This window comes from Antarctobacter jejuensis (assembly GCF_052266595.1).
Taxonomy (GTDB): Bacteria; Pseudomonadota; Alphaproteobacteria; order Rhodobacterales; family Rhodobacteraceae; genus Antarctobacter; species Antarctobacter jejuensis.
Genome location: NZ_JBQQXJ010000017.1, coordinates 89978 through 109480, shown reverse-complemented (window position 1 = coordinate 109480; position 19503 = coordinate 89978). Strand labels below are relative to the sequence as shown.

At 60.5% G+C, this 19503-nt stretch carries 17 protein-coding genes and 3 pseudogenes; 7 read left to right on the top strand and 13 right to left on the bottom strand.

The features are described from left to right. From ACTXGA_RS20270 to ACTXGA_RS20260, 3 genes are all read left to right on the top strand, one after another. Window positions 1–1093: site-specific integrase (locus tag ACTXGA_RS20270; RefSeq protein ID WP_443396455.1), on the top strand; the 1093-nt coding region annotated here is incomplete at its 5' end. 466 nt (window positions 1094–1559) lie between these two features. Next, window positions 1560–1907 (top strand): hypothetical protein, encoded by a 348-nt coding sequence (locus ACTXGA_RS20265; RefSeq protein ID WP_443396454.1) that lies wholly within the window; start codon window positions 1560–1562, stop codon window positions 1905–1907. Then, window positions 1904–2332, top strand: a complete 429-nt coding sequence (locus ACTXGA_RS20260) for a hypothetical protein (protein WP_443396453.1) — start codon at window positions 1904–1906, stop codon at window positions 2330–2332. The genes ACTXGA_RS20265 and ACTXGA_RS20260 overlap by 4 nt, the downstream gene beginning before the upstream one ends. 1090 nt (window positions 2333–3422) lie before the next feature. Here the strand turns inward: ACTXGA_RS20260 and ACTXGA_RS20255 are convergent. Beyond that, window positions 3423–3626 (bottom strand): annotated as a pseudogene (locus ACTXGA_RS20255) (integrase core domain-containing protein); the annotation flags it as partial. Beyond that, window positions 3625–3720: pseudogene (locus ACTXGA_RS20250) on the bottom strand (histidine phosphatase family protein); the annotation flags it as partial. The pseudogenes ACTXGA_RS20250 and ACTXGA_RS20255, both read right to left, overlap by 2 nt. Before the next feature lie 202 nt (window positions 3721–3922). Here ACTXGA_RS20250 and ACTXGA_RS20245 point away from each other — a divergent pair. Continuing rightward, window positions 3923–5230, top strand: coding sequence for a short-chain fatty acid transporter (locus ACTXGA_RS20245; protein ID WP_443396452.1), 1308 nt, complete (start codon window positions 3923–3925; stop codon window positions 5228–5230). Window positions 5231–5336: 106 nt separating this feature from the next. Here the strand turns inward: ACTXGA_RS20245 and ACTXGA_RS20240 are convergent, their stop codons facing one another. From ACTXGA_RS20240 to ACTXGA_RS20230, 3 genes are read right to left on the bottom strand one after another with little or no spacing between them, the layout of a single operon-like run. Further along, window positions 5337–6029: an ATP-binding cassette domain-containing protein gene (locus tag ACTXGA_RS20240; RefSeq protein ID WP_443396451.1), complete on the bottom strand. Its 693-nt coding sequence runs from the start codon at window positions 6027–6029 to the stop codon at window positions 5337–5339. Continuing rightward, window positions 6029–7204, bottom strand: a complete 1176-nt coding sequence (locus ACTXGA_RS20235; protein WP_443396450.1) for an FtsX-like permease family protein — start codon at window positions 7202–7204, stop codon at window positions 6029–6031. Before ACTXGA_RS20235 ends, ACTXGA_RS20240 begins: the two co-directional genes overlap by 1 nt. Then, window positions 7201–8421 carry an efflux RND transporter periplasmic adaptor subunit gene (locus ACTXGA_RS20230; protein ID WP_443396449.1) on the bottom strand — a complete coding sequence of 407 codons (1221 nt, stop codon included), beginning with the start codon at window positions 8419–8421 and terminating at the stop codon, window positions 7201–7203. The genes ACTXGA_RS20235 and ACTXGA_RS20230 overlap by 4 nt, the downstream gene beginning before the upstream one ends. A 425-nt stretch (window positions 8422–8846) precedes the next feature. Between ACTXGA_RS20230 and ACTXGA_RS20225 the strand changes: the two genes are divergently transcribed. Both ACTXGA_RS20225 and ACTXGA_RS20220 read left to right on the top strand, forming a co-directional pair. Then, complete coding sequence (locus tag ACTXGA_RS20225) at window positions 8847–9353, top strand: hypothetical protein (RefSeq protein WP_443396448.1); 507 nt, start codon at window positions 8847–8849, stop codon at window positions 9351–9353. A 164-nt stretch (window positions 9354–9517) separates the two neighbouring features. Then, window positions 9518–9871, top strand: a complete 354-nt coding sequence (locus ACTXGA_RS20220) for a transposase (protein WP_443396447.1) — start codon at window positions 9518–9520, stop codon at window positions 9869–9871. 383 nt (window positions 9872–10254) lie between these two features. On the opposite strand, the gene ACTXGA_RS20215 is transcribed toward ACTXGA_RS20220, so the two are convergent. Together ACTXGA_RS20215 and ACTXGA_RS20210 are read right to left on the bottom strand one after the other, a co-directional pair. Further along, window positions 10255–10398: a hypothetical protein gene (locus ACTXGA_RS20215; protein ID WP_443396446.1), complete on the bottom strand. Its 144-nt coding sequence runs from the start codon at window positions 10396–10398 to the stop codon at window positions 10255–10257. Window positions 10399–10580: 182 nt separating this feature from the next. Next, window positions 10581–11813 (bottom strand): GAF domain-containing sensor histidine kinase, encoded by a 1233-nt coding sequence (locus ACTXGA_RS20210; RefSeq protein ID WP_443396445.1) that lies wholly within the window; start codon window positions 11811–11813, stop codon window positions 10581–10583. A gap of 267 nt (window positions 11814–12080) precedes the next feature. On the opposite strand from ACTXGA_RS20210, the pseudogene ACTXGA_RS20205 reads away from it, so the two are divergent. Beyond that, window positions 12081–12422: pseudogene (locus ACTXGA_RS20205) on the top strand (IS3 family transposase); the annotation flags it as partial. Between the two features lie 315 nt (window positions 12423–12737). On the opposite strand, the gene acmB reads toward ACTXGA_RS20205, so the two are convergent. From acmB to ACTXGA_RS20175, 6 genes are all read right to left on the bottom strand, one after another. Next, window positions 12738–13925, bottom strand: coding sequence for a methyl acetate hydrolase AcmB (acmB, locus tag ACTXGA_RS20200; protein ID WP_443396444.1), 1188 nt, complete (start codon window positions 13923–13925; stop codon window positions 12738–12740). 82 nt (window positions 13926–14007) lie between these two features. Further along, on the bottom strand, window positions 14008–15681 hold the full coding sequence (locus tag ACTXGA_RS20195; protein WP_443396443.1) for a flavin-containing monooxygenase: 1674 nt from the start codon (window positions 15679–15681) through the stop codon (window positions 14008–14010). 169 nt (window positions 15682–15850) lie between these two features. Beyond that, the gene (locus ACTXGA_RS20190; protein WP_443396442.1) at window positions 15851–16741 is read right to left on the bottom strand and encodes an AraC family transcriptional regulator; all 891 of its coding nucleotides are present in this window, start codon (window positions 16739–16741) and stop codon (window positions 15851–15853) included. 281 nt (window positions 16742–17022) lie between these two features. Continuing rightward, complete coding sequence (locus tag ACTXGA_RS20185; protein WP_443396441.1) at window positions 17023–17694, bottom strand: aspartate/glutamate racemase family protein; 672 nt, start codon at window positions 17692–17694, stop codon at window positions 17023–17025. After that, window positions 17691–18527 carry an ABC transporter permease gene (locus tag ACTXGA_RS20180; RefSeq protein WP_443396439.1) on the bottom strand — a complete coding sequence of 279 codons (837 nt, stop codon included), beginning with the start codon at window positions 18525–18527 and terminating at the stop codon, window positions 17691–17693. Before ACTXGA_RS20180 ends, ACTXGA_RS20185 begins: the two co-directional genes overlap by 4 nt. Before the next feature lies 1 nt (window position 18528). After that, window positions 18529–19395, bottom strand: a complete 867-nt coding sequence (locus ACTXGA_RS20175; RefSeq protein WP_443396438.1) for an ABC transporter permease — start codon at window positions 19393–19395, stop codon at window positions 18529–18531. Window positions 19396–19503 lie beyond the last annotated feature (108 nt).

Genomic DNA, 19503 nt, shown 5'->3' with positions numbered 1-19503 from the left:
TCGGGTCACTCAGAAACCTCCCTGTCGGACGGCATGGGAAAAGGCGGAAATGCGTCTCGCCGAACTTCCAGTGCCTTGGCAGCCGCCCATGGCCGCACGGATCACGGTCTCAAAGACGGGCGCGCGCCGGAAAGGACAGGCCCTGTGGAGTGCAGCTCATACATCGAACGTGATCCGGGCGTTGGTCGCTTGGGCGAACCATTGCGCCGGGCATGACATTCCCCTTCGACCAACCGGCGGCACTCTTAACAGCTATGCCGCCAAGGTTGCAGAGCGCGCCTCGGCGAGGACGGCATCGGATTACATCGGCCGTATCCTGGCAGGCATGGCCGTTGTCGAGCCGGAGTTTTCATCGCAAGCCTGTACCTTCGTGGATTGCCATTGGCGGGCGCGCGCGGAGTTGGAAGGGGCCACCACCAAAACTGGCGCCCAACTCGTAGGGGCATCACGGATATACGAGCTCGGTTTCGCGCTGATGCAGAAAGCCCGGGAGAGCCGGTTGCGAGGGCTCCACGCCGCTCGGGATTTCCGGAACGGCATCCTGCTGTCTCTCGCCGCAGCCCTGCCTCAACGGGCTCGCGCGCTGTCGGCGCTTGCCTTCGGTCAAACACTCCATCTGACGGGGACCGACATGATTCATGTGCAGATACCTGCCCACATGTTGAAACGGCCCGAAGATCGAAAACAAGGTGAGCCGTTCGACAGGACCTTGGTCAGCCAGAAGCTTGCCTCGGCCATTCTGGAATACAGGCACGCTTTCCGGCCGTTGTTCGACCATGGTGACTTTCTATTTCCGTCCGTGCTCGCACGGGGTGCCGCGATCAGCGAAGGCCAAATTGGCCGTCTCACCGGGAATCTGACCGAACGCGCCTTCGGCGTACGGGTGTCGATCCATCGAGTGCGGGACAACGTCGCGACCGAGGCCAGCGAGCACCTGGCGTCTGGCGGCCGCGCCGCAATGGCCTTGCTCGGCCATCGGAGCGAAAAAACCGTTCAACGTCATTACGATCACTCCACGGGCCTGGCAGCCGCCCAGGACTTCGTGGAAATGATCGAACGACAGCGCAGCGTTGATGCGGAATTGCAGCTGTGAGTTGGCCATGCAATCAGCGGCGCATACCGCCGTTCCCCGCCGGAAATTCCTTGATTTCCGAAGGGTTTTGAAAACGCCTGACAATCATCCCCACGGGGTGAATTGGACACGTTCTCAACTTTTTCCGCACTCCGCCTCAACTTCCGCCAACCGGCACCCAAAGCCGCCAATGGCTTCAACTCCAGCCGTGTCCGCTGCGTCGACCCAAGAACAAGGCGAGCGCGCCGGAGGGTGGCGCGGAGCCAGCGGGCACCACGGAAATAAAGAAAGGGGTAGGAAAAGGACGTGCGGGTTTGACGTTTGTTTTTCGCAGCTCTTCTTTGCGAGAGCCGCAACAAACAAACGGCAACACCACACAAGAAAAGGAGGAAACAAACCACGGAAATTACCCAATAAAACCAACAGACGGAAGGCAAAGTGTTGTCACCGCCCGCATCTCGCGGACGGCATAAGAAGTAAGAAAAATATGTTTGACTTTCCTTCCACTCCCACCGCTCTTCACCTCTTCGTTCATGAGCGCGGCGAGGCACTGCAGAATGCATCGCTCCTCCTGGGCGGCCCTGCGTGGCTCAAGCGCACGCAACGCCTCATCGATGCACTGTCGCGGGAGCCGCGCCTGACGCGGAAAACCCGACAGGAGGCACATGCGCTGTACGGTCTGCTCAGTCTCGAACACGTTCATGATTTCGATCGGCCAGAGTCTTGGCACTTCGGCGAGCTTGATCTGGAAGCGCCTTACATCGCTGAGATCTGCCAACTCACCGACGCTCTTTCCGACGCGATCGAAACTGTCGACGCGGAGGCCTGCGCATGAGCAACTTACGGGCAGACGAAAAACTGATCGAGCGAATCGAAGCTTCGCTGTGCGAAGCAGAAAAACTGAGAAGAGGGATCGAAGCCGGCCTCGAAACCGGCTTCCTTCAAGGGGCGATCGCGCGCGCTGCCAGGGAAATCTCTGCCGAGATAGGTCACAAGACGTTCTTTGACTCGATGACCGTTCATGCACTTCTGCGATTTGCAGAAGATCTGAACCGGGCAGCTCAGACTGAACGCCGGACCGTTTGCGTGCAGGACGACTACGGTATCGCACCGCCGCGCATAGAGCACGAGCACTCGGAAACAGGCTCCGAGTTGCTCGCACTGCGCGCCCTCGCCTTGGCTCTGGCAGAAAGCATCAATGCAGTCCGCTGGTTTCTCGATGCCCAGCGGATCGCGGCGGAATTGCTCGAAAGCTGCTGAGTGCCGCGGCCAAACAATGCGCTGTCCCCCGTCCTTGAGACAGGGGGCAGCGCTTCGCGCAACATGACGTGTTCGCTGCCCTCATTTTCAAACAGGGTTGTTGAGTCAGGCTATCCCTCAACCTCTGCTTTCAAGCTGTGCTCTGGGCCGCGGCGACCTCCGCCTTGAGCGCCGTTACTCGTCTCAGCGAACCCGAAAAAAAACTTTCAAAATCCGTTTTGCGATTTCAACAACGGGTCCACTTCCCTCTTACGACGAAGGAATACGGGCCAGATGGCCTCAACCCGGACACCCAACCTTGCGTTTGAGCCGCCGTGTAGGCGGCTGAGAAAAAAACTGGGAAAACCGTTTCCGCTTTTTGCCGGTGACAGCATTTCCTGGAAGCGCAGTGAGTGAGCCGCCGAACAGGCGGTTGAGAAGGGGGGCGGTGGCGCCTCGGTGACACGCCAATGCCGCCGCCCCGCTTCCTCGAACCTGAGCCGCCGTGCAGGCGGCTGAGAAAAGAACTGGAGCCGTTTCTGCTCGGTTACCGTAAGCCGTTGAACAAGTGGTTGAACAAGTGCCGGTGGGCAAATCCAGCCGGCGCCCACCCTGACCACACCAGGAGCTCGGCGCCACGACAACTACACAGGGCTTCCGAATCACTGGAGTTCATTGTGACGAAAGATCTCGTCGCAACAATCGCCGTCGAGCGCGGTTATTCCAAAACAGCAATTGAGGCCGCATGGGAAACCTACGCCCGGCAAACGGGTCTTCACCATCCCGCTGGCAAGTTCGACTCCGCCGGGCGCTTCTACCTGTCCGAGAAGTGCGCTTGCTGTTAAGGCATCCGGGAACCGAGCCGCGCGTTCCCGATGAGCCAGAACAAGCATGGTCGTTCCGCTGAGCATGTGGCGAACCTGTTCGAAGTGCCTGCACTGCACGTCAAGCGACTGATCAAGTCTCTGAAAAAAACGGGCCCTTGCCCAAGCGGTCATTAGCGAATGGAGCAGTTTGCCGAGATCGAAAAAATCCTCAAAAAAGTTTCCTGAGGCCAGCTTCCCGAGATAAGTGAGCTACTCGCCATCTGTTGGACAGGATCTGGCGTAATTTAAGCTACCCATTGCACATGCTGATCGGGTTGGTTGATATCATTTCTCTGCCAATAGACCAGCGCCGGTGACTTGCCGCCGAGGGCTGAGTGAGGACGCTGTTGGTTGTAGAAGGTCATCCATTTCCGGATGGCCGCTTTTGCCTGCGACCCCGTCACCCAGGCGTGCAGGTAGACGCACTCGTATTTAAGGGTTCGACAGAGCCATTGCCGGGATGTCCAACCACATTATGATCCGCATCGCCATCCCGATCAGCCCGCCTGAGGTCACGATCAGCGCACGGCCGTCGCCCCCGGCGCCCTGAATTGCGGCGTGCATTGGGTTGGGTCTGTCTGCGGATTTGTACATCGGTTTCGTCATCGCGTGCCGATGCCCGACGTGCGGGTCGATAATGCTGTCTAAGTCGATGGCGACCCCTTGAGTTCGGACCGCTCAAGGGCGTATCCGCACAGGTACTCGCCGAAGAATTGTGCGGTTTCATAACATCAAGGAGAGCTTCATGCTCGGTTTCATCTCACGCCCTATGGTGCGGATCGTGGACCGTTATCTGCCCGATCCATTTGTGTTTGTTTTGGTTCTGACTCTGGTCGCAGGACTGGCCGCGGTGCTGACGCAAGGCACCGGCCCGCTGGAGGTCGTAACCTACTGGGGTGACGGGTTCTGGTCGCTGCTCACGTTCTCGATGCAGATGCTGCTGGTGCTGGTCACCGGCTACATGATGGCCTCGACCCCGCTGGTGCGGCGCGGGTTGTCCGCGTTGGCCGGCATGGCCAACAGCGCGGGCGGCGCAATCCTGCTGGTCAGCGTGGTGTCGCTGGCGGCGTCCTGGATCAACTGGGGTTTCGGCCTTGTGGTGGGGGCGCTGTTCGCGCGGGAACTGGCGCGCACGATCAAGGTGGATTACCGCCTGCTCGTCGCCTCGGCCTATTCCGGTTTTATTGTCTGGCACGGTGGGTTGGCGGGGTCGGTTCCGCTGTCCGTTGCGACCGAGGGGCACCCCTTTGCCGAGATCACCGGCGTGATCCCCACCTCCGACACCATCTTTTCCACCTTCAACCTGATCATCGTGGCGGCGCTGTTCATCGCCGTGCCGCTGGTCAACCGGGCGATGATGCCGCGTGAGGATGAGGCCGTCTACGTCGACCCCGCCTTGCTGAAGGAAGACGACCGCCCGAAACCGGAAAGCCCCACCCCGGCCGAGCGGCTGGAAAACAGCATGGTCCTGTCGGTGCTGGTGGGCGCGGCCGGTGCCGCCTGGCTGATCCAGTATTTCGCGACAGGCGGAGGGCTGTCACTGAACGTCATCAACTTTCTGTTCCTGACGCTGGCGATCCTGCTGCATGGTACGCCCAAGAACCTGCTGAACGCGCTGACCGACGCAGTCAAGGGCGGCGCTGGCATCGTGATCCAGTTCCCGTTCTATGCAGGGATCATGGCAATCATGGTGCAGTCCGGACTGGCTGCGAGCATCTCGCAGCAATTGGTCGGGTTGGCGTCGGCCACGAGCCTGCCGTTCTGGTCCTTCATCTCCGCGGGGATCGTGAACTTTTTCGTGCCCTCGGGCGGCGGACAATGGGCGGTGCAGGCCCCGGTGATCCTGCCGGCGGCACAGGCCTTGGGCGCGGATATTGCCCGCACATCCATGGCGGTGGCCTGGGGGGATGCCTGGACCAACATGGTGCAGCCGTTCTGGGCGCTGCCGATCCTGGGGATCGCGGGCCTGCGCGCCAAGGACATCATGGGTTTTTGCGTCGTGCACCTGATCCTGTCGGGGATCATAATTGCGGTCGGTTTGACCTTTCTCTGAACCGTGTCTGACAAAAGTGGCCATCCGGCGCATCTGCCGGGTGGCCCTGCATCTCTGCGCAACGGTTCTGAAATGACGGCGCATAGTGACCCGCGATCCGTGATCCTCAAGACTGCAAGGTGTCCGCGGTGATCCGCCCGTCTTCCAGAGTGATGATCCTGTCGGCCATTTCGAGGATGCGGGGATCATGTGTGACCATCACGGTTGTCGTGCCGCGTGCCTTTCCGAGGTTCTTCAGCATCTGAACAACCGTATGCCCTGACTCCTTGTCCAGGGCGGCGGTGGGTTCGTCGGCCAGAACGATTTCGGGGTTCGAGACCAGCGCACGTGCCACGGCGACCCGCTGTTTTTGTCCGCCGGACAGGTTGCCGGGCAGGTAGTCGCGCCGATCCGCAAGGCCAAGCAGGGCAAGAACGTGGTGCGCTGCAACGCGCTGTTTCCGGGCGTTGCCGCCCCCATGCACCTGCAGCCCCATCAACACGTTTTGCGTCGCGGTCAGGCTTTCGTGCAGGTTATGCGCCTGGAAGATGAAGCCAAGCCGGCGGCGCAAAGCGACCAGCGTCGCCTCATCCGCGCTGTTCAACTGCTGGCCAAGCACACGCGCGTCACCGTCGGTCACGGCGCGCAGGGCCCCGATCAACGTCAGAAGCGTGGTCTTGCCCGACCCCGACGGTCCCATCAATACGGTGAGGCTGCCCCGGCCGATGTTGAGCGTGATGTCAAAGAGGGCCTGTTTGCGGGTTTCGCCCTTGCCGAAAAAGTGGTTCAGCCCGCGCGTGGTGATGGGGGCATCGCGCATCAAAACAGGTCCGCCGGATCGGCATTGGCCAACCGGCGCGTGGCAATCGCGCCGGACAGGCTGCAGGCCGCAAGCGTGCCAAGGAACACGAGGATCGCGCGGCTGGCATCCATCGCGACAGGCAGCCCGGTGACAGACACCAGCCCGCCGTAAAGCCCCAATGAGACTATGAACCCCGGGATAAAGCCGAAAACCGCCAGGATCATCGCCTCTTCAAAGACAATGCCCAGAAAGAACGGCTGGCCATAGCCCATGGCCTTGAAGGTGGCGTATTCGCGCAGGTGGTCAGCGACGTCTGTGGACAGAACTTGATAGACGATGACCAATCCGACGAGAATGCCCATGAAGACGCCAAAACCAAAGATGATGCCGGTTGGCCGCTCGGTTGCCATGAAGGCCAGATCGTTGGCGGCTGACCCTGCCATGGTCTGGATGCGAAGATTGCCGGCGGGCAAGGCATCTTGCAGGCGGGCAACCACGGCATCCTGTGAAACCGCATCCGCAGTGCGGATCAGGATGTGATTGGGCGCGCCGCTGGTGCGTTTGGGAAACACGCGCAGAAAGGTCTGGTCGGACATGATCATCATCCCGTCGGCCAAAAAACCGCCGCCCACATCCATGGTCCCGATTGCGGTCAGGGTATTGCCGCCGGTCTCAAAGCTGAAACGCCCGCCGTTCATGAGTTCGGCAATGACGGTTGTGGGCATGCCTCGTGTGCCTTCGTCCAGAAGGGCGGTGTTTTCGAGAGTCAGCCTGTCGAGAGAGGCCGCAATTTCGGGGCTTGCGAAAAACGGCTTGGCCACATCCATGCCAAAGCTGAGCAGGGAGACCGACGACCCGTCCTCCAGCGTGAAGGGCAGGTTGCCGATGAACAGGGGCGTGGCATCGACGACGCCCGCCACCCCAAGCGCCTGAAACATGCGTGCGCGCGGGATATGCCCCCCGTCCGTCAGGGTGTTGCCGTCCTCGGACGACAGGATGATATCGGCGTTCAGCATCGCATAGGGCGCCACCGTCGAGTTGTTCAGCGCGCCCATGATGCCAAGCTGCATGAACACCAGAAGGTTGGCAAAAGCCACCCCGGCCACGGCGGCAAGGAACCGGCCTCGGCTGTGGGTCAGTTGCAGCCAGCCGATGGGCAGGCGGCCAAACAGAACGGTGAGAAGATGGCTCATGGGGTGCGGCCGGCGTCGATCCGTACGACGGCCTCAAGGTTGGTGAACCGCGCGGCAATGGGTGAAGAGACCGCATCAAGGGTCACGATGACATCGACAACGCGGGCATCGGTGTTGGCAGCCGGATCGTTCGAGGTTATGGATTGGCGCCCAATCTCAAGCCCGATCGCCGTGACTGTGCCGGTCAGATCCACTGCCAGTGCGTCGGCGCTGACTGTCACGGGATCGCCGATTGTGACACGCCCGATCATGGTTTGATAAACCTCGGCCTCGACCGTCATTTGCGAGGTATCGCCAAGGTTGATGATACCCGCCGAGCCGGGACGTTCCCCCGCGCGCACGTTTATGTCCAGAACTTTGCCTCGGTCAGGGGCGCGCACATAGGCGCGTTCAAGGTTCTGTTCCGCGCTGGCAAGGGCGGCGCGAGCGGCGTCCAGATTGGCCTCTGCCACGGCGATATCGGCCTGCACAACTTCAGATTGCGTTGTGTAGCGCGAAAGCGTGGCCCGCGCACGTTCGACGTCGAGCGTGGTTTGCGTGGCTGCGGCGAGGGTTTGATCGAAAACCGCGCGAGTTGTCACGCCCCGTTCGAACAGGGTGGTGACACGGGCGAGTTCTGACTGGGCGACATCAGAGGCGGCCTGCGCCCGGTCAAGCGAGGCCTGCGCCTCGGCGCGGCTGGCGGTGTTGGAGGCGCGTGTCTGGGCAAGGCTGGCCTCACGCACCCGCACGTCTGCCCGTGCCGAGGTCACGGCGCTTTCGAGTTGGGGCAGGTTGTCGAGAACGGCGAGAATGTCGCCCGCTGCAACCTCATCGCCGACCGAAACCCGCAATTCAGCAATCCGCGCGTCGCCTGCGCCGGAGGGCGTTGCGACGCTGATGACGTCACCGCGTGGGATAATCCGCCCCAAGGCGACCACGTCACCTTCGCTGATTACCGCTATCTGCTCCTGTTCCGCGACCTGCTTGATCGCCACGGCAATCGGCGTGTCGGTGCCTGCACCGGGCTGCAATCCCGTCGTATTGAAAAAGACCCTTAGCCCCGGCGGCTGAAAATACATGCCGATCACGGCCCCGGTGAATAGAGTGAACATGAACAGCGGGATCAAAAGCAGGCGCGACCAGCCGTTGTTTTTCGGGGTGCCCGCCAATTCGGCCTTTGTCAGACCTGTATCCTCCAACGGGAGATCAGCGGAGGTGTTCTGGTCATGTGACATTGTTCGGGCTTCTATCGTGTTTTGTGCTGCGTTTTTGGGTGCCTAAAAATGCGCGGCAAGGCAATCCCGCGATATGAAGCGTTTCATGACCTGCCCGCCTTGCGCTGGATCAATGGTCAGAAAGGCGGCATCGGGAGGTCCTGGAGTCCGTTCGCGGTTAGTCACACAAGGGTATCACATTTTCCCGAGCGCGGAGACGCTGACCCGTAATGCGTTTAGCAGGTCAGTACGACGACAACCACTACCGGGCGCTGCGAGGGGACCTTAGTCGTTCGGCTGGTCCGTGACGGTCATGAACACCCCGGGCTGGCAAGTACTGTCGACGATCATCGCCGGAAAATCTCGGATTTTTTTTTTGATCTGCCGCTTCGGAACCATCTCTTCGGCACTGAAGCATGGTGCTTCAGAAACGAAAGGAAATTATCGTGACAAACGCAAAACTTCTACTGGACTGCATCTACGAGAATGCCGAGATGTACTATCAGTGCGACGATAAGGGTGAATACGATTTCACCCAAATGGGGTGGAGCGCCAGCGACGCCATGGATCTCTACGAGCACAAGACCACAGCCGAGGGACTTGCCATCATTGACAGGCTGCTTGACGGCAAGATCAGCTACGATGAGGCTGTTTCCATGGCGTCCGATATCGACGAAACGCCGGAAGAGGCCAAGGTCGGCAAGCTTGTGTACGCGCTGAACTACCTGTGGGGCCCATACTACGAATGTGGGTACGTCGTGCAGCGTGATGATGGCAGTTACTTCGCGTGGAAGACGTCAGAAAGACCACAAGATCGTGCGGAGCGCCGCATCTCCGCCGAAGAGTACGATGAATGGAACGAGTACATGCAGGACAAATACGAAGGTCAGTCCGAGTATGACTTCAATTCCATCTTCGACTTCAACCGGCTCGTCGAAAATGAGTTTAGCTGAAAACCAGCACGGTCTCAGTCCCGCCACACAATACTGGCGTGCCCCCATCGGATGGTCCGGTTTGATTGTTAGTGCATCGTTGGCCACAGGTCTATCGGGACGATGCTTTCAGGGGTCGTAAGCGTGTGGTCTGACTGCCCTGCCGTAGGGTGGAGTGGGGGATAGTGTCCACCATCGATAGTGGACACTGTGGTGATGGCGTGGCGCGGCGAAAGAAGCGGCTATGGACGGATGAGGAGAAGCGGTCGATCTGTTTCCAGACGACTGCGCCCGGCGTTTCGGCGGCGCAGGTAGCGCGGTGCTACGCCGTGAACGCCAACCTTATCTTCAAGTGGCTGCGCGATCCCCGGTTCGCGCCGGATACTGCGGCGGTGCCGTCGCCTTGGGAGGAGCCCCGCTTTCTGGCGATGGAGATCGTCGCCGAGGCGCAGCCAATCTTGTTCTCGTTGCTTTCCAGCAGGATAGAGCTTCTGTCGCAACGCAGTATAGAATGTGCCTGTGTACACAATTGTTGCTGATAATTATGATTATGTGAATAATGAGATGGTTCGGGCGCAGCCTTTATCGCGGCCTGAAGGCGGTTGGCGACGTGGCCGTTCTATTCCTTCTTCGCCGGACCGTGACCTTGCCGACAGATGTGTAAAACCGTTCCGCCGCATCGAGTGCGAGATATCTCATTGGCTCTGCCAACGCCGGGTTTTGCATGTTACCCTGCGGCCCAAGGTTTTCATGAAAGATGTAGCGCGCGGCGGAATTGGCCGAAGCATCTCCGTGGGTGGGCCTTGGTGATAAGCTCGCGAAATCCGCCGACGCGGCACCACCGCAGCGAAATATCCGGTTGTTGTCAAATGCGAAGAGCCCTCCACTGACTTCCACATTGGGATACAGCTCCTGCATCCCGTCAAACCGTCACAAGATGCGGATCCCGTGGGTATTTCGCCTGTTCCAACGGCCAGTTCTTGAAAAAAGAAGACGCGGACGAGCCGTAGGTGTTCTTGTCCAGCCCGGTTTCGTACCAGATGCACCTGTTCGCGCGCTTGTCCATGCGAACACGCTGACCCGAAAAAAGCTCTCGTTCGCTCAGGATGTCATTGGCAAGGAAAACACCTGTGCCGTCTATCGCGGCATCGATTGCGATTGACAGGTCAGAGTAGACCTTGCCGGACCGCCAGCCGGGGCTTTTCGGTTCCCGGGCCGAGTACCATTTGTGGTAGGTCTGGGACAGGATCAGATCGGCAAACGGATCTCGAAAACGGTGGTCCCGTCGTCACAGGCCACCCCGATGCTGCCTTCATGCGCTTCTGCGATGGAAGCCGCGATATATAGGCCGAGGCCAAGTCCAAGGCTTTTGCCTTCGGCGTTGGAGCCGCGCCGAAAGGGGCTGAACAGGTCCTCGTGCAAATCGTCGGGAATGGGCTCGCCCCGGTTGGCGACGATGATGGCCACGTGATCGTCTATTGTCCTGCCGCGGACCTCGATCGGATACCCTTGCGTGCCATGCCGGACCGCATTCGAAACAAGGTTGGACACGGCCTGCGCGATCCGGGCCGGGTCGCATCGCACCGGTTTGTCCAGCGCGAGGTCCAGCGCAATCTCCTGATCCGGGACCGTGACGCGGATTTCTTCGACCACATGTGCCAGAGCCTCGGCGAGGGGGGCTTCGTCGACGGGCGCAATGCGGATGCCGCGTCCAAGACGGGAGCGGGCGTGCAGCATGATGTTGTCGATCAGCTCGTTCATGCGATGCAGCGAGGATTTCATGAGCGGTATGATGACCTGCGCGCGCTCCGACCGAGCTTCGCGCTCAAGTTGGCGCAAACCCGCGCCGAAGGCGGCCACCGGATTGCGGAGATCATGGCCCAGAACGGCAACAAACTCTTCCTGAATCTGGACCATCTGGCGCTCATGCTCCAGATTGTGTTCCTGTGCTTCCAGCCGCTCGACCGTCTCAAGGCTTTGCCCGATGATACTGGCAAACATTTCCAGCATCGCCACCGCGCGCGGATGTTTGACGTCACGCGGTTCCCGATCAATGGCGCAGAGTGTGCCGAAAAAGCTGCCGTCGCTGCGGTAAATTGGGAGCGAAGCATAACTGGCGATGCCGAATTTCAACGCGATGGGATGGTTTGCGTAGACCTCATCGGTCGCGGAGTCGTTGAACAGGACCTTCTGAGCCGTGTCGCGCACGGATTGGCAAAAGGTCGATCTGATCTCGATCTCATCTCCGGACTTCAAGCCGAATTGCGTCTCATCAACGGTGCGACAGGCGACCCAGCGATCGGCTGTCACGCGTGCCACGGCCGCAAACCGCATCCCGGTGGCCAGCATGACCGTTTCCAGAATGGTTCCGACCAAGTCACTGTTGGCAAGGATCTCGATGTCGGACTGAAAATCGTGGACCTCCGCCAAAAAGGCCGCATGATCCTGCAGGGTTACGCCGTCATTGATTTCGTTGGTCATTGACCGCCCCCTTGCGCTCCAGCCCGTCCAATCTGGCGTAGCATGCAGGATTCGAAGGGGGCAAGACAGATCGGTTTGACGCCCGCCTCTATCTTTCGCTCCTTTTTCACGGCACCGCTGCCGGATCGGGATCGGAAAATCCACCTGGGGTCGGTTCCGGCAGGAGGCATGATCGTATAAACTGCCTTCCCACCAAAACGCTCCGATCGTTGCGGGCATGGGTGGAGAGAGGAGCATCTGATGGGCGGCAAGGTTCTGGGCATAGATCTTGGCTGGGCCGTGAGCAATCGTATGAAACGCGATCTGGCGATCCGGGCGCTGAAGGTGGCCATCACACTGCGGTCACCACCTCGGGACGGTATCTTCCACAGGTGCGCAGCACGCGGCAGCCAATACTGTTCACACGACGATCAGAAGGTCCTGCGCGAGCACGGCCTGAAGGCCTCGATGAGAGGCAAGGCCGAGTTGATCTGGCGGCGCCCCTGGGAGACCCGCCGACAGGCCGGGACGGGCATCTTCCAATACATCAACGGCTTCTATAACCCGCGCCGTCGGCATTCAGGATTGGGAGGCAAAAGCCCCTTGGCCTTCGAACGCCAGGTGGCCTAAACGAGCACTGGGGGCGGCACAAATACGTGACACGACCAGTGTATTCTTGAAGCAGGCTCCGAATTGCTCGCTCTGCGCAGCTTCGCCAAGGCCACGGCGGAACGCATCAACGCTGTCCGCTGGCTACTCGACGCGCGCCGGATTGCTGCAGAACTCATTCAGGGCTGTTGAGCGCATCGTTCGATAACAACGCTCTGTCCCCTCCTGAAGTCAGGGGGCAGCTTCTCTCTTAAAGTAGCGGTTACCGGGCAGGATTTGAAAAGTCGCTGAAAATGCAAAACCGACCGCCGGTTTCCCGGCGGTCGATCATCGTGGTCAGGCGGCCTTTGCCGCGCTCAACGAGGCGTAAAAGGCGCTTTCGAAGTTCATGTAGCCGGTAAATGAGACGGCATCCGCGAAGGGCAGGATTTGTGTCGCCCAGAACCCGCCATAGCCGTTTTTCCGGTCGATCCAGTAGAATAGGTTCGCCAGCCCCGCCCACCCAAGCGACCCCGCCGGGCGGCCTGTCGGCGCGTCCTCGTCGTTGACCATGAAGCTGAAAGCCCAGGATTTCGACTGGCCGGGAAAGAACTCGGCGTCGTTGGACAGGCTGGGGATGACGCCCGGCAACATGCCGATCTTCTTGTCGCCCAGGTGGTTCCGTTCAGCCATCGCGACGGTTTCGGGCTTCAGCACGCAGCCATGCGCGCCCATGCCGTCATTCAGCCACATACGGATGAAACGCATGTAGTCGCCCACCGTGCCATAAAGCCCGTGACCGCCCATGTGCACCTCTGGCTTGTCGGGCAGTTCGAATTCCATTGGGGTCAGCGATCCGTCTTCGCCGCGGGCGTGCATCCCGGCAAGGCGGGCGCGCAGGGTGTCGTTCAACTCGAACGTCATGTCCTCGATCCCGAGCGGGTCAAAGATGCGGGTCTGAAAGACCTCGCCCAGACGCTTGCCGGTGATGCCTTCGACGACCTGCCCGGCCCAGTCCATGTTGGTGCCGTACATCCATTCCTCGCCGGGATCGAAGAGAAGCGGCGTCATGAGAGACGCCTTGGACGCGGTGATGACGCTGGGCTGGCCCTTTTCCTCTGCCAGACGTTTGTAGGTTTCGCTGAAGAAGTCATAGCCGAAACCGGCTGTGTGCAGCAGCAGGTCGCGCGTCGTCACGGCGCGTTTGGGCGCGCGCAGGATCGGGTCGCCGGCAGAGTCGAAGCCCTCGATCACCTGCAGCTTGCCGATGTCGGGGGCGTATTTGCTGGCCGGGGCATCGAGGTCGAGTTTGCCCTCTTCGACCAGTTGCAAGGCGGCGGTCGCGGTGATCGCCTTGGTCGTCGAGAAGATGGCAAAGACGCTGTCGGTGGTCATCGCCGCATCGCCGCCGGTGCTGCGCAGACCGGCCGCGCCTTCGTAGATGTTGCTGTCGCGGTCGGTGACCATGGCGACGACGCCGGGGACGCCGGGATCGGCCGAGACGGTGTTATTCAGAATTGCGTCCGCATTGAAGGGAAGTGTCATGGAATTGCTCCTGTAACGTCTGTGTCTTGGGGGGCGCCCGGCCCTTTCGGGGGAGTGAATTGCCGGGCGCCGGTCCGGGGTTTCAGGCCGATTGGGGGGCCTTTACCCGGGTCTTTGCGAAGGATGCATAGCCGCTGTTGGCGATCTCTTCGCACTTGGCGCGGTAGGTGCCGACACCACCCGTGTAGGACAGCACGCGGCGCGGTTTGCCCTCGATGTTCGCCCCGTTGTACCAGGAGTCGGTTTTCGAGATCAGGTTCGCGCTGGCGGTCTCGTCATGGTGTGCGACCCATGCGTCCTCTGTTTCGCGTGTGGGTTCGATCACGTCCTGACCGCTGTCGCGCATGTAGCCGATGCAGCCGGTGATCCATTCCGTCTGCTGCTGCAGGCAGGTGGTCATGTTGCACAGCGCCGCCGAAGGCGCCAAGGGCGCGCCCGTCATGAAGAAATTGGGGAAGCCATACTTCATCAGGCCCATCGTGGTGCGGATGTCCTTGGCCCATTCGTCGCGGATGGTCATGCCGTCGCGCCCGGTGATGTCGATCCGGGTCAGCGCGCCAGAGCCCGCGTCAAAACCCACGGCCATGATTATGACGTCCAGTTCATGCACCGTGCCGTCGGCCAGCTTCACGCCTTCGGGGACGATCTCGGCGATTGCATTGTCGCGGACGCTGACAGCCTGCACGTTGTCGCGCAGATAGCTCTCCAGATAGCCGCTTTCGAGCGGGACGCGGTGGGTGCCAAAGCCATAGTCGCTGGACTTGGGCACAAGGATGTCGATCAGCGCCGGGTCCTTCAGCCGAGCGCGCATCTTTTCGCGCACGAATTCCGACACTTCCTCGCTGACCGCCTCGTCAAAGAACATCTCGGCGAACGAGGCCAGCCAAAGCTTCAGCGATCCATCGGCGTGCATCTCTTCCAGAACGGCGAGGCGCTGGTCCGGGGTCAGGTCGGCCCAGGTGTTCTCGAAATCATACTCGAACCCGGCGAAATGATGCGGCAGGTTGCTGCGCAATTCCTCAAACCGTCCCTTGTACCACGCGGCCTCCTCGGGGCCGTATTTCGGGTTCTTCATCGGCAGCACGTACTGCGGTGTGCGGACAAAGACCGTCAGTTGGTCGACCTCTGGCGCGATGGTCTGGATCACCTGGATGCCGGTGGCGCCGGTGCCGATCACGCCCACGCGTTTGCCCGCAAGGTCCAGCCCTTCGCGCGGGTAACGGGCCGTGTGCACGATTTGCCCCTTGAAGCTGGCCTGCCCGGGGAACCGATCCTGCAAGGGGGCCGACAACATGCCGGTGCAGCAGACAACGTACTGCGTGTCGATCACATCGCCCTGATCGGTTTCGACCGTCCAGCGGCCGGTGTCCTCGTTGAAGGTGGCGCTGGTGACCGAGGTCGAGAAGGACAGGCTGTCGCGCAGGTTCAGGCTGTCGGTGACGTAGTGTAGCCAGCGCTCGATCTCGGGCTGGGCCGGGAAACGCTCGCTCCATGTCCAGCCTTTGTAGAGGCCTTCGTCAAAGAGATACTGGTAGATATAGGCTTCGCTGTCGAATTTCGCGCCGGGGTAGCGGTTCCAGTACCAGGTGCCGCCAACGTCGCCCGCCGCGTCGCAGCCGTGGACCTTTAGCCCCAGTTCACGCAGTTGGTGCAGTTGGTACAATCCCGCCACGCCAGCGCCGATGACCAACGCGTCCAGTTGAGCAGGCACAGCTTTCCGGTCCGCCCAGATGGCGGTTTGTGTCGAATCTAACATGGATCTCCTCCCAGAGTGTCGCGACCGCCTCCTCGCGGTCGCTTGCTGTGGCGCGGGGCGGGACCTCCCAGTCCCGGAACCTGCGACACCCTGTCAGCCTGACCGATTGGACAGGCGCGGTCTTGCACACTTCAGGGGAAAGTTTTGAACGATCCGGACAGGGCCCGGATCACAGGGCTTTGCGGTACTGGCCGGGCGTGACGCCGATTGCCTTGCGGAAACTGCGCGTCATGTGGGCCTGATCGGAATAGCCGCAAGCGGCCGAGATGTCCTTGAGCGCCCGGTTGGGATCGCGCAGCATGGCGCAGGCGCGTTCCACACGTTTGCCCTGCACAAAGGCATAGGCGGATTTCCCGACGCTTGCCCGCAGGTGACGGTTGAGCGTCCAGACCCCGATTCCCAGCAGTTCTGCCAGATCGTCCAGCGCAAGAGGTTCACCCAGATGGGCCTCGATATAGTCTTCGATCAGGTTGAGATCGGATTGCGACAGTCCTGCGGACCCGGCCGCGGGACGTGTTTCAAACGACGCGTAGTTGCGCAGAAGGTGCACGGCCAGTTGCACCGACAGCGCCTCTGCATAAAGCGATCCGGCGGGGCCGCGCGACGCGGCCTCGGACGTCAGTTGGTCGGCGATATGGCTGACAACCGGGTCGGTGCCCTGCAACACGTCGTGCAGAACGACCTGCCCGACATCCTGTCCCTGCACATCGCGGGCCACACGGGTCATCAACCCGTCCGTCAGGTAAAGGTGGGAGACAACCAGCCCCTCAGTCCAGTTCCAGTGCGATTGCATCGATCGCGACAACAGCGAGAAATGGCCCGGCGCGCACTGCGTCCGCGTCCAATGACCGTCGAACTCACGATCCATCGGCGTGCTGCCCTTGCGATACTGGACGATCATAAAGGCATCCATCGGCGGGATTTCCACGTCCTGCCCGTGATAGCGATAGGTGCGTTGAGAGATGTCCTTCCAAGCGAGTCCTTTGCTTTCGCAAAGAACCTTGCCCGGAACCCAGTCCGTCAGGTTTTCGGGGTCAATAAGATCCGTTTGATGGGTCATGATTTGAGTGCCGACACGAACAGTCTCCTCCTCAAACGTTCAGACCAACCAGCCCGGGCTCAAACAAACCGTTTCATCGGGATCCGATGCCACGTTTTCCAAACTGGACCGCCCATTTCGTTTGCGCGCTGCGTGGCACGGAAACGTAGAGACGTGGCAATTTTCTGTCAATTGAGACCATGGAACAGGTTTGCCAACGCGCATTACGGCAAGCTTCTGCGCGATCGACCGAGGAAGAAGGAGCGCTCCGCTGGTTCACCCGTTCGGGGTTCCCGGTTCGCTTATTTGGCCTTGTGGGCGCTGCTTGTCACCCTCGTCACGGCACGGGCAAGCTGCGCCGATGCGTCAATGCCCTCGATGATCGCGAATTCAAACCTGGCGGCGAGCGCGTCTTTTAACGGGGCCATGCCGGCACAGCCGAGAATGGCACAGGCGGCGTCATCCTCGCGGCGGGCCATCTCGATTTCCTCTGCGATCCGGTCGATGATGTCGGGGCCGCCCCTGTCGATAGACAGGACCGGCAGGCCGCTGGCACGGACAGAGGCACATAGGCCGGAAAAGCCCTGCTGTCGGATGTTGTCCTCGATCACCGGGATCGAAACAGGCAACGAGGTGACGACCGAGAATTTACGCCCCATCAACTGCGCCATCACGAAACTGGACTGACCAATTCCAAGAACCGGGCAACCGGCAATCGCCTGTGCCTCAGCAAGACCGGTGTCGTCGAAACAGGCGATCACGATCGCATCCGCCCCCTGCGCCCGCGCCACAGGCACCAGGGCCAGAAGACCCGGGAGCGCGGCGCGCCCGTCTTCCTCGCCTTGGATTGCGTCCGGCCCTGACAGGTTGGTCAGCCCGAAAATATCCGCTTCCGGCAGTGACCTTCGTGCGGCGGCAACGATGTTCTCCGTCATGCCCGCGCTGGCATTCGGGTTGATATAGGCGATCTTCATACGCCCTTGCCCGCATCGGACCCACGGCGCAGGCGGCGCTTGTTCAGGATGACCGCGCTCAGGATGAACACGGCGATGATGGCAAAGGAAAACAACGTGGTCAGCGTCCCCAGCGCATAGATCACAGGCGTCGTGACATTGGTCGTCATGCCGAAGATCTCCAGCGGCAGCGTGTTGTAGCTGCCCGCCGTCATCAGCGTCCTGGCAAATTCGTCGTAGGACAGCGTGAACCCGAACAAAGCGACCCCGATCAGCGACGGCGCGATGATCGGCAGCACCACGTGACGGATCGTCTGCCAGGCGGTTGCCCCCTGGTCGCGCGCCGCCTCTTCATAACTTTTGTCGAAACGGTTGAAGACGGCGAACATGATCAGCAGGCCAAAGGGCAACGTCCACGTCAGTTGTGACCCGAACCCCGATGTCGCCCAATGCACCTTCAGCCCCAGCTGGTTGAAGATCAGGCCAACGCCCAGCGATACGAGGATCGACGGGATCACAAGCGAGGTGATGGCCGCGTAGAACAGGATCGCCGACCCTGCGAACCGCTTGCGAAACGCAAGCCCCGCCATGACCGAGACAACCACTGTTGTCACCATGACCATCAGGCCAAGGCCAAAGCTGCGCCGGAACGCGCCCCAGATATCGCCGACGGCCTGTTCCTGGAACAGGTCGCGGAACCAATGCAGGGACACCCCGTTCATCGGAAAGGTCAGACCACCCTTGGGGCCCTGAAAGCTGAGGATGCCGATGGTCAGGATCGGGCCATAGAGGAACAGCACGAACAGCCCGAAAAAGGCGGCAAGCACGTAGAACGAGCGGGGGCGACGTTCCATGTCAAAGCTCCTTGCGGATGTTGACGAAGCGCAAGAGGATCGCGATCACGATCAGTACGGTGCACAGCAGCACGACGGCTGTCGCCGCCGCGGACGGGTATTGCAGCAACGAAATATCGTTGGAAATCAGCCGCCCCACGTTTGCGCGCTGTGATCCACTCATGAAGCGCACGGTGATGAAATCACCCATCACCAGCGTCACCACGAAAATCGTCCCGATCATGATGCCCGGCTTGGTCAGGGGCAGGATCACGTGGACCAGCGTCTGAAACCCATTCGCCCCGTTGTCGCGCGCCGCCTCCAGCAGGGATTTGTCGATCCGCATCATGGTGTTGAAGATCGGCACCACCATGAACAGGGTGTAAAGGTGCACAAAGGCGAGGATGACCGAGAAATCGGAATACAGGAGCCACTCCAGCGGCTCATCGATCACGCCCCAGCTGATCAAGGTCTGGTTTGCGATGCCATTGCGCCCCAGGAACGGAATCCAGGAAATCATGCGGATGATGTTCGACGTCCAGAACGGGATCGTGCAGATAAGAAAAAGCGCGATCTGCACCGTCAGGCTGCGCACATGGAAGGCCAGAAAATACGCCACCGTGAAGCCGATGGACAGGGTCAGTGCCCAGGTGATGAAGGCATATTTGAACGTCGCCCAGAACACTTTGTAGGTCACCGGCGACGAAAAGAGGAATTCATAATTGTCCCAGAGAAACGCCGGATAGATCGAGAATTCGGTCGCGCCCCAGAAGCTGACGATCACGATCATCACGATCGGCAAGACCAGGAAGGCCAGCAAGACCGCCGTCAGCGGCGCCGCCTGCAACCAGCCCGATAAATGCCTGTTTTTCAGGATGTGTGTCGCCATTCGATAAATCGGCGCCCCTTTCTTCTTTGGTTTGAAAATACCTCGGGGGTGCGGGGGCAGAGCCCCCGCAGGTCGCCTCACGCCAGTGAGACGAAACCTTCCCCGCAG

Bases quoted from the DNA above. Each gene is read 5' to 3' on its own strand.
- ACTXGA_RS20265 (WP_443396454.1), top strand. From the start codon at position 1,560: ATGTTTGACTTTCCTTCCACTCCCACCGCTCTTCACCTCTTCGTTCAT.
- ACTXGA_RS20260 (WP_443396453.1), top strand. From the start codon at position 1,904: ATGAGCAACTTACGGGCAGACGAAAAACTGATCGAGCGAATCGAAGCT.
- ACTXGA_RS20245 (WP_443396452.1), top strand. From the start codon at position 3,923: ATGCTCGGTTTCATCTCACGCCCTATGGTGCGGATCGTGGACCGTTAT.
- ACTXGA_RS20240 (WP_443396451.1), bottom strand. From the start codon at position 6,029: ATGCGCGATGCCCCCATCACCACGCGCGGGCTGAACCACTTTTTCGGC.
- ACTXGA_RS20235 (WP_443396450.1), bottom strand. From the start codon at position 7,204: ATGAGCCATCTTCTCACCGTTCTGTTTGGCCGCCTGCCCATCGGCTGG.
- ACTXGA_RS20230 (WP_443396449.1), bottom strand. From the start codon at position 8,421: ATGTCACATGACCAGAACACCTCCGCTGATCTCCCGTTGGAGGATACA.
- ACTXGA_RS20215 (WP_443396446.1), bottom strand. From the start codon at position 10,398: ATGGACAAGCGCGCGAACAGGTGCATCTGGTACGAAACCGGGCTGGAC.
- ACTXGA_RS20210 (WP_443396445.1), bottom strand. From the start codon at position 11,813: ATGACCAACGAAATCAATGACGGCGTAACCCTGCAGGATCATGCGGCC.
- acmB (WP_443396444.1), bottom strand. From the start codon at position 13,925: ATGACACTTCCCTTCAATGCGGACGCAATTCTGAATAACACCGTCTCG.
- ACTXGA_RS20195 (WP_443396443.1), bottom strand. From the start codon at position 15,681: ATGTTAGATTCGACACAAACCGCCATCTGGGCGGACCGGAAAGCTGTG.
- ACTXGA_RS20190 (WP_443396442.1), bottom strand. From the start codon at position 16,741: ATGACCCATCAAACGGATCTTATTGACCCCGAAAACCTGACGGACTGG.
- ACTXGA_RS20185 (WP_443396441.1), bottom strand. From the start codon at position 17,694: ATGAAGATCGCCTATATCAACCCGAATGCCAGCGCGGGCATGACGGAG.
- ACTXGA_RS20180 (WP_443396439.1), bottom strand. From the start codon at position 18,527: ATGGAACGTCGCCCCCGCTCGTTCTACGTGCTTGCCGCCTTTTTCGGG.
- ACTXGA_RS20175 (WP_443396438.1), bottom strand. From the start codon at position 19,395: ATGGCGACACACATCCTGAAAAACAGGCATTTATCGGGCTGGTTGCAG.